The sequence below is a fragment of the Aphanothece microscopica RSMan92 genome (assembly GCF_046613545.2).
Taxonomy (GTDB): Bacteria; Cyanobacteriota; Cyanobacteriia; order PCC-6307; family Cyanobiaceae; genus NIES-981.
Genome location: NZ_JBKKKY020000427.1, coordinates 1 through 517, shown reverse-complemented (window position 1 = coordinate 517; position 517 = coordinate 1). Strand labels below are relative to the sequence as shown.

1 protein-coding gene is annotated in these 517 nt (G+C 70.8%); it reads right to left on the bottom strand.

Annotated features, from left to right (window positions below):
• Window positions 1-250 precede the first annotated feature (250 nt).
• On the bottom strand, window positions 251-517 hold a 267-nt coding region (locus tag ACLD7X_RS18370; RefSeq protein WP_411425124.1), incomplete at its 5' end, for a hypothetical protein.

Sequence of the window (517 nt, the reverse complement as noted above, 5' to 3'; positions counted from 1 at the left end):
CGACGGGCGGGCAGTGCCCCCCGTCGGCGCCGTCGCTGAACCTGGGAGGAGGCAAGGCGACGGGGGGGCTGCCACCGCACAGGCACAACGGGCACCGCTTGCGGCGTGGGGACGCGCGGCGGTGCCCGCCCCCGGCCAAACGGAGGGGCGCTGCGCACGGGGCAGGCAGACATGCAAAAGGGGCCGCAGGCGATGCCGCGGCCCCTTTGCCGTTGTCCGGATGTAACTGTCCGGATGTAACGCGTGGGCGTCAGGCGGCGGACGGGTCCACGGCCTGCTTGCTGCGCCAGTTCCAGACCCGCACGGGGTGGCCCTTCGCGTCGCAGACATACAGCGCATCGGCTTCGTTGCACTGGTTGTCGATGCCGAAACGCGCCCATTCGCGCATCGTGGCCTCGGCCTCGTCCAGGCTGGCGAACTGGCGGGTGGCCACGACGCCGTCGAGGATCGGCTTCTTGCTGGCGGCGACGAGTGTGAACATCGCATGTCCTTTGGTTGGGAAAAGGCCCCGCCCGGG